The organism is Sphingorhabdus sp. (genome assembly GCF_029865925.1).
GTDB lineage: Bacteria > Pseudomonadota > Alphaproteobacteria > Sphingomonadales > Sphingomonadaceae > Sphingorhabdus_B.
Genome location: NZ_JARXAI010000075.1, coordinates 1 through 8829 on the forward strand (window position 1 = coordinate 1; position 8829 = coordinate 8829).

6 protein-coding genes are annotated in these 8829 nt (G+C 55.1%); 1 reads left to right on the forward strand and 5 read right to left on the reverse strand.

The genetic code is table 11. The features are described from left to right. From QE270_RS07520 to QE270_RS07540, 5 genes are all read right to left on the reverse strand, one after another. A partial coding sequence (locus QE270_RS07520; RefSeq protein ID WP_300037496.1) for an ABC transporter substrate-binding protein occupies positions 1–597 on the reverse strand: 597 nt, incomplete at its 3' end. 42 nt (positions 598–639) lie between these two features. After that, positions 640–2190, reverse strand: a complete 1551-nt coding sequence (locus QE270_RS07525; protein WP_300037499.1) for a serine protease — start codon at positions 2188–2190, stop codon at positions 640–642. An 18-nt stretch (positions 2191–2208) separates the two neighbouring features. Then, positions 2209–4314, reverse strand: a complete 2106-nt coding sequence (locus tag QE270_RS07530) for a PBP1A family penicillin-binding protein (protein WP_300037502.1) — start codon at positions 4312–4314, stop codon at positions 2209–2211. A gap of 70 nt (positions 4315–4384) precedes the next feature. Beyond that, entirely contained in the window at positions 4385–5377 is a 993-nt protein-coding gene (gene nadA, locus QE270_RS07535) for a quinolinate synthase NadA (protein WP_300037505.1), read from the reverse strand. A gap of 182 nt (positions 5378–5559) precedes the next feature. Further along, positions 5560–6486, reverse strand: coding sequence for an MBL fold metallo-hydrolase (locus tag QE270_RS07540; RefSeq protein ID WP_300037508.1), 927 nt, complete (start codon positions 6484–6486; stop codon positions 5560–5562). A 399-nt stretch (positions 6487–6885) separates the two neighbouring features. On the opposite strand from QE270_RS07540, the gene QE270_RS07545 reads away from it, so the two are divergent. Beyond that, on the forward strand, positions 6886–8829 hold a 1944-nt coding region (locus QE270_RS07545; RefSeq protein ID WP_300037511.1), incomplete at its 3' end, for an alpha-glucosidase.

Consider the following 8829-nt stretch of genomic DNA (forward strand, 5'->3'; position numbering starts at 1 on the left):
CCCCAATATTGCTGCACCTTCAGCGTCAACTTCATTATGGTGCAATTGCATCGCCCGCCCGAATTTCTTGGCCTGCATTGGCCCTGAGCCAACCCCTTTGGTTAAGAGTCCAAATTCCGGCAAAGCTAGCAATTCCAGCAAATAAGGCATAGGCGCCTTCAATCTGATCTCTACCACCTTGCCAGTCATGGCGACAACACGGTCAATGACACCCAGTTCCGGTCCAAGATTGCCCTTACCGAGTTCGCGGATCCGGGCGTTCAAAAGCCCCGCCACCTCCTGTGCGGTCAATTCACGCCCGTCATTCCACCGCGTTTTATTCAACCGAAAGATATAACTCAAACCATCATCAGTCACGATCCAGCGATTGGCAAGGCCCGGCGCAACGCGCCCCTTTTCGTCAAACGTGACGAGCCCTTGCGCCGTTGCTGCGCGCAAATAGGCTGAAGCGAGCGGCAAGGGCGTAGCGGACACGTTGAAGGGTCGTGGACGGTCCTCAATGACATCAATGCGCACACGCTCATTGTCGACACCTTCGGAACATCCGACAAGCATTGCGGAACATAGCAACAGCAAGGATGACAGGGCGCGGATCATGCCATCACCATAAGCAGTATGTCCGCGCGCACAATCCACCATTCAACGGTTAGAACATGTAAACAGCAATATCTCGTTTGGCGTCGGCGGTAATTGCGCGGCAATGGCCTTGTTCATATTTTCAATATTGGTCCGTTGGCTTTGGTCCGCGGTACAGGTTTTGACATCGTATAATTGCCGCGCTTCACGGGCCGACTGCATCGCTGCATTGCCTGGCAAAAAGCGTTCAATGCGGTAGATTTCTGTTTCTGGAGTGTAGCTGACCACTGAGATTTGCGCATCGTTAATGGGCACGAAACTGCGGATCCAGCGACCACCATTTTCGACATATTGGGTGCGTCCGTTCACACACCCATCGGACTGCCACGTGAATGCGACGTCAGCAGTATCCGACATGGTGACGCGGCTGCGTTCGGGTTGCAATACGCAGGTTTTCGCCACGGGTGCTAAACTGTTGACCGCCGTCTTGGGCCCCAACGCATTATCCGGCGCATCGGCAGTCAAAACCGCACGCACGCGGTCATCAACTTCGTTGAATGATGGCCGTGCGGCAAAGATTCCGACCGCCAGGATAAATATCACAGCGCCTGCAGCACATGCGGCATTGAACCGGTCGAGCTGGCCGCGTTCCGCAAACTGCCACGCGGCGCCTCCTGCGAGCGCACTTACCACCAAAAGTAAGGCCGCGAATGCCAAATAGTTTTCCCGTTCAGCGATCACCGAGTGCTCGGCATCACTGCGGACCTTGCCTTCGCGGCTACGTTGCAACTCAGCTGCAACGCGCGCCTCTTTATCTATCTTTACACGTGTCGATGCCTCAAGCTCTGCCTCGGCACGCGTCAAATCAGCTACCGAACGACAGTCGCCACGCACGGACCGAAATTCGATGCCTCTATTGGCTAAAAAAGTCGTCAGTTCACGGGCAGAAATGGCAAAATAAAATTCTGCGCCACCATCGGTGGGTACCGAACCGAAGCTGTTTATGCCGAGCACACGTCCGCAGGCATCAACAATGGGTCCTCCACTGTTGCCCGGCGCGATAGGGGCAGTATGCAAAAGCGATTCAACAGTTTTTGACGTACGGCCCGACGATACGGTACCGCGCGTCTTAACAGGCTGCTGGGGACGAAGAACATCCGCCTCGCTCTGCTCAAGCGCTATATCGACGCTAGCGGGGTAACCGATTGCAAATACATCTGCGCCGTCTGCTATGACGCCGGCAAAGATGCTGGCGGGAACAAGCGAACCAGATTTTAACTGCAGCAGCGCCAGATCCTTGCCTGGCAAGCTGGCGACGACCGAAGCGCGGTAGCTTTGCGCACCGTCGGACGGCACAATGACAATTTGCGCGCTGTCATCACCCCTCGCCATTTCAACCACATGGGCATTCGTCACGATTTTATCGCGGGCGACCGCAACACCAGAACCTATGCTGACGATGCTTTGCTGCCCATCGGCAGTGCTAAAAACAACCACGCGCACCACGCTGCGCGATGCCGCGCTGATGTCACTTGCATCGGCAAATGCTGGCACAACCAAAACCGGCGCCAGAAACAGGAAGAAAACGGCAAGATATCGCATGATGTTATCCATGGCTGGAGTGCCTAAACATCAACGCGGTTCCGGCGCGGGTCGTTCCGCAGATGGCGCGGCTTGAATATTTGCACCATTGCGATCAAGTTTGATTTCCAGTGGTACACCGCCCACATCGGGGTTCACAATTACCCCCTTGTCTTGATCGATCCTGACATCCGAATTGCCGATGTCGATGGGCAGTTCCTGCAAATCAGGCAAATCCAATGGTTCAATCGGACCCTCGGGATCGGGCGCCTTGCGTGTTTCGGGTGCGGCTACTGGCGCAGCATTGCGGATAGATTGTGCCATGAAGTCGCGCCATATCTGCGCAGGCAGGCCACCGCCATTTACGCCACGTAAGGGTGTGTTGTCATCATTGCCAACCCAAACGCCCACAACCAGGTCGCCTGCAAAACCGATGAACAGCGCGTCGCGGTTGTCTTGGCTGGTGCCCGTTTTGCCATACGCCGGAATAGACAGACGCGCGGCGCGGGCCGTACCCTTGTTGACTGTTGCCCCCAACAGATCGAGCAACATGCGGTGCATGCGTCCACTAAAGGCGCGCGGGCCGGAAAACAGCCACTCGATCCAGCCTTGCTCTTCGCGCTTAAACGCATGGGGTTCGACAGGCCATTGGTTGCTCGCCACACCAGCATAGGCGGATGTCAGTTCGATCAAGGTCACCCCTGAACTGCCCAGCGCAAGGCTTGGGTCCAGCGTCAATGGGCTGCGGATGCCAAGGTCTTGCGCTGCTTGCTCGACCTCTTGGCCACCTATTTTTTGGTAAAGCCGCACCGCGGCAACATTACTCGACTGAGCAAATGCCTGCTCAAGGGTGATATCCCCACGATAGCGCTGTCCTGAATTTTTAGGGCGATACGCGCCTTCATTAATTGGCGTATCCGCAATCATGGATTGCGGAGTCATGCCAGACCGCAATGCCGCCAGGTAAACAAACAATTTGAATGTAGACCCTGGCTGCCGCTTTGCCTGCGTAGCGCGGTTGAAGGCAGATTCCTTATAACTTTTACCCCCGACCATAGCGACAACTTCGCCATTGGGACGCATCGCAACAAGCGCGATTTGCGCGCCGGCAACGCCAGAGCGGGCCACCACCTTGCGCGCAATATTCTGTAAACGCGCATCGAGCGTTGTGGTCATCTGCACGTCGGCATAGCCGCTTTCCGTTAGCAACCGCGCTTGCGGGATCGCCCAGTCGGCAAAATAGGTGCCCGTCGGTAAAGTCTCTCGTACACGCACGTCAAGCCGCGCCAAAGGGGTGACATCGGCCTTCGCTTGCGTGATGACCTTATTGGCAACCATTGCCTTTAGAACGAGCCTGGCGCGCTTTGCAGCACGTTCTGGGTTCTTTGTCGGGGCCAAGCGCGATGGCGCTTGCACAAGGCCTGCCAGCATAGCCGCTTGGCTCAGCGTCAAACGCTCAGGCTGACGGTAGAAATAATGCAAGGATGCGGCGCGCAGGCCATACACATTATCGCCGAAATAGACGTTGGACAGATAGCGCCCCAGAATTTCATCCTTTGTCAAACGCCCTTCAAGCCAGAACGCGATGAGCATTTCTCGCGCCTTACGCGTCAAGTTTCGCTCAGGTGTTAGAAACGTAAATTTCGCAAGCTGCTGGGTAATCGTGCTGCCACCTTGCGTCATGCCGCTGCCAAACGCGTTCGACCAAGCGGCACGGGCAAGGCCGCGCGGATCGACACCAAAGTGCGAATAAAAGCGGCGGTCTTCGATCGAAAGAAAAGCCTGAACAACATGCGGCGGCAATTCGCGGACATCGACAGGCTTATCGACGATCGCGCCATTGCGCGCGATAGGCGTGCCATCGGACGCCAGCAAAGTAATGCGCGGCGGCGCAATAGGCTGAAGCGATTTTGATAAGGGCGCGGTAACGGCAAGCCACAGCAGTAGCAGCATGAATAGAGCGATACATGCAGCGATGGTCCGGCTAATCCACCACCAGCGCGTTTTTCCCAGAAATAGACGTTTCCCGCCGGCGGGCTGTCCATTGTTCGACGGATGCGTATCGTCAGGAAAAGGTTGCGCGAAGCTCTCGTCGAAAGCGGCAAGCCGACTATCGATATCCGTGTTTTGATTAGAAGAGGAGCGCCAAAAGAGCATTGGATAGCTGTATTATATCGATATAACGGTGAAGGCGAGTGTATATTTGATACACCTTGTCATCGGCCAATCAAGCCCTACCAAGGTCGCCCTTACCCAGTGTGCCGCCTGCCATTTCGAGCATGCGGTCGAGGCTCTTTTTGGCGGCAAGACGCACATTTTCGTCTAGTTCGATTTGCGGTTGGAGATCACGCAAGGCGAGATATAATTTTTCCATCGTGTTCAGCGCCATATATGGACAGATGTTGCAAGCGCAATTTCCGTCGGCGCCGGGTGCACCGATGAAGGCTTTGGTGGGTTCGGCCTTTTCCATTTGGTGGATAATGTGCGGCTCAGTGGCGACGATCAGGGTGTCGCCTTCCATCGTTTGGGCATATTGCAGGATGCCACTTGTGCTACCGACATAATCCGAATGATCGATGATATGCGGCGGGCATTCGGGGTGTGCAGCAACTGGAACGCCGGGATATTGGGCTTTAAGTTTCAAAAGCTCGGTTTCCGAAAACGCCTCGTGCACGATGCACACGCCCGGCCATAAAAGCATTTCGCGATTGAATTTGCGGCTGAGATAGCCGCCCAGATGGCGGTCAGGTCCGAAAATGATTTTCTGTTCTGGCGGGATCTGGCTCAGGATTGTCTCCGCGCTGCTGCTGGTCACGATAATGTCGGACAATGCCTTCACTTCGGCAGAGCAGTTGATGTACGTCAGCGCGATATGGTCGGGATGCGCCGCACGAAACGCTTTGAATTTTCCTGGGGGGCAGGCGTCCTCCAGCGAGCAGCCAGCGGCCATATCCGGCAGAATGACCGTTTTCTGTGGGCTTAAAATCTTGGCAGTTTCCGCCATGAACTTCACGCCGCAAAAAGCGATAACATCAGCGTCGGTTTCCGCCGCGCGCTTGCTTAACTCAAGGCTGTCACCGACAAAATCGGCGAGATCCTGTATCTCTGGCTTTTGATAATAATGCGCAAGTATGACGGCATTGCGTTCTTTTTTCAGCCGTGCGATTTCGGCGAGCAGGTCGATACCTTGCAGGTTTTCACGGGCGGTGGGGGCGTTCATGCTTTCATACCTTTGCCATGCCGAACATATCTCGACAGCTGAATTCACAGTCTATGTGGTCGATTTGGTGTCGCGAAACAAGATCAGCTGGGCAACTTTGCGATTGGCCCGGTGCCTAAGCAGCCATGCGCCATTCCCGCCGAAGTTGGTACGTCGCGAAACGATGCAAAAACACTACGCCGTTAAACGGGCTTCAAGCTTTCCTTGACCATATGCCACCCATCGCCCTGCGCCGCCACGCGGCCCTGATTTTGCAAATCAATCAAATGCGCAAGAACAGAGCGCCCTGCTGCGCCGATTAGACGGGGGTCCAACCCCTTATACATCGCCGCTACCATATTGGGCACATGCCCCTCACCTGCCTCAAGCAACTTCACGATCTGCCGCTCGCGTTGACGGCGATGGCCAATCATACCGCGCACAAGCTGACGTGGATTTTCAACTGCAGGGCCGTGGGCGGGGTAATAAATGCGGTCTTCACGGTCGTACAACTTCTGCAGGCTCGCCAGATAGTCGCTCATGTCGCCATCGGGCGGACTAACGACGCTCGTCGACCATTTCATGACATGGTCGCCTGTAAACAGCGCGCCACTCTCGTGCAACGCAAAGCACAGGTGATTGCTGGTGTGCCCCGGCGTTGCCACCGCCTCCAGAGTCCAGCCATCGCCAGAGATAATCTCCCCATCGGTCAGGATGCGGTCAGGGCGGTAGTCCGGGTCAAAGGCACTGTCGGCCCGCGGCCCATCATCGCGCAGCACCAAAGGTGCACAGCCAATGATTGGCGCGCCAGTTGCTGCTTTTAACGGCGCTGCGGCAGGCGAATGGTCGCGATGTGTGTGTGTGCATAGGATCGCCACGACCTTGGCATCGCCTATGGCGTGCAAAATCGCCTCAACATGCCCCTCGCCGCGTATGTCGGCGGGATCACCAACGCTCTGACCGCTGCCAACTGGACCCGGATCAATTACGGCAACATCTTTGCCATTCCCGACAATCCATGTTTGCGTCCCCGTATAGGTATAAGGCGAGGCATTGGGCGCAAGCACCCGACGCACGAGCGCTTCATGCTGTTCGGTTTCGCCTGCTTTGATGGTGTCTGGCCAATTCATTACTGCAATATGGCGCATGAGGGACAAAAGAGAAAGGGGGCGATGAGCGGAATATCCTGCGGGTGCATTCTACGCCATTGGGGTCAAGCTGATGTCCAACATGATTATAATGCTTTTGGGAGTTAAAATACTGATAAAATTTGTTTTATGTGACTTATGCTGAGCATGATGAACCTTGCCTAAAATCGGCAATCATATTCTCAACCATTTTACTTGAGTTTGCTCAAGCAACAAAAGCTATCGTGGCGTATACCGTTGGCGTGGGGCATTTGTTACCAGATTGACTAAATATGTCTAGCGGTGTCATATGAAGACAATATTTTGACGCGTACTGTTGCAATGTTGCCATAGTGCCGCTTTACGGACCGAGAAGGACAATAGTTGCCATTTAAAATCATTATGCAACAAGGGGGCTTTGACCTGTTGCGCGATGACGTCAGCATGTTGGCGCATCGCGATGATACCCCTGCAATTACGCTGGGGATCGGCGTACCTGATCTGGAAATGGTTCGTGGTAACTTTCGCATCGACGATCTGGTTGAAATGCGTTTGGCCTTGGATTGCTTTGCGGCCTCCGATGGCGCTATTCGGCTTTGGAATGCGGCACGGCCTGATGTGGTGGTTACTCTCAAGCTGGCTCAGCGTGCGCAGCAATCGGCGCTTGAACTGCGTTGCAGTGACCCCGCCTTAAACCGTCTTTGGATAGAAATGCATTGCGCAACTTCCGAAGCCTTTTGGGGCGGCGGGGAGCAAATGTCTTATTTACGACTGAACGGCCGGCGTTTTCCGTTTTGGACATCCGAGCCCGGTGTTGGTCGTGATAAATCTACGGCGCTGACGCAAACCATGGACGCGGATGGCTTAGCAGGCGGTGATTATTGGACGACCAATTATCCACAGCCGACTTGGCTAAGCTCCGCGCGTTATGCGGTGCATTTAGAGACGACTACATACTCGGTTCTGGATTTGACCGAAAAGGGTCGCGTTGGCATCGAATGCTGGTCCGCCAATATCGATCTAGAGTTGTTTGAGGCACCATCGTTGTCCAATCTGGTCACCAAATTGTCCAATCGCTTTGGTCGGCAGCCACCTTTGCCCGAATGGGCGATTTCGGGCGCGATTGTGGGCCTTAAAGACGGGGCAGACACATTCGACCGTTTAGAGACAATTGCCGCCTCTGGCGCAGCGATAACGGGCTTGTGGTGCGAAGATTGGGTCGGCATCCGGCAAACCAGCTTTGGAAAGCGGTTGTTTTGGGACTGGAAATGGAATGCAACGCGCTATCCAGATTTGCCAGCCCGTATAGCCGCGCTGGCAGAGCGTGGCATTGGCTTTTGGGGATATATTAATCCCTATTTGGCCTTGGATGGCGCGCTCTACCAAGAGGCGCAAGCGCACAATTATCTCGCATTGCGGCAGGAAAGCGACAAACCTTATGCCGTGGATTTCGGCGAATTTGACGCAGGCGTGGTCGATTTCACCAATCCTGCCGCCGCCAGCTGGTTTGCCGACCGCATCATTGGGCAAGAAATGCTCGACTTTGGACTATCAGGCTGGATGGCCGATTTTGGCGAATATTTGCCCACCGATGTGCGATTGTTCGACGGTTCGGACCCAATGGAAGCGCATAACCGCTGGCCTGTATTATGGGCGAAGGTCAATGCCGACGCCATCGCGTCGCGCGGCAAGACCGGTGACGCCACCTTCTTCATGCGGGCTGGCTTTTCCGGCGTCCAAGCCCATTGCCCCTTGTTATGGGCCGGCGACCAATGCGTTGATTTTACGCGGCATGATGGCATTAACACCGTGATAACTGCTGCTTTGTCGTCAGGTTTGGTAGGCAATGCCTATCATCATAGCGATTTGGGTGGTTACACCAGTTTACACGGCGTTGTCCGCACCGCCGAACTGATGCACCGCTGGATTGACCTGGCCGCATTCGCGCCAGTCATGCGCAGCCATGAAGGCAATCGTCCCTCGGACAATCTGCAAATCGATAGCAGCCCCGAAATCCTAGCCCATTTTGCGCGGATGAGCCAAGTGCATGCGCAGCTTGCGCCTTATGTACGTGCAGTTTGCGATGAAGCGGTAGCCACTGGCTTGCCCCTGCAACGGCCATTATTCCTGCATTATGATGATCCCGAAAATTACGACATTCAGGATCAGTATCTTTATGGTGCAGACATGATTGTCGCGCCCGTCGTTGAAGAAGGGTATGACAGCCGCCGTGTGGTGCTGCCCCAAGGCGCTTGGGTACACCTATGGACAGGTGCAGTATATGACAAAGGCACGCACGACATAGCTGCGCCGCATGGCCAGCCGCCCGTGTTCACACGCTCAGAC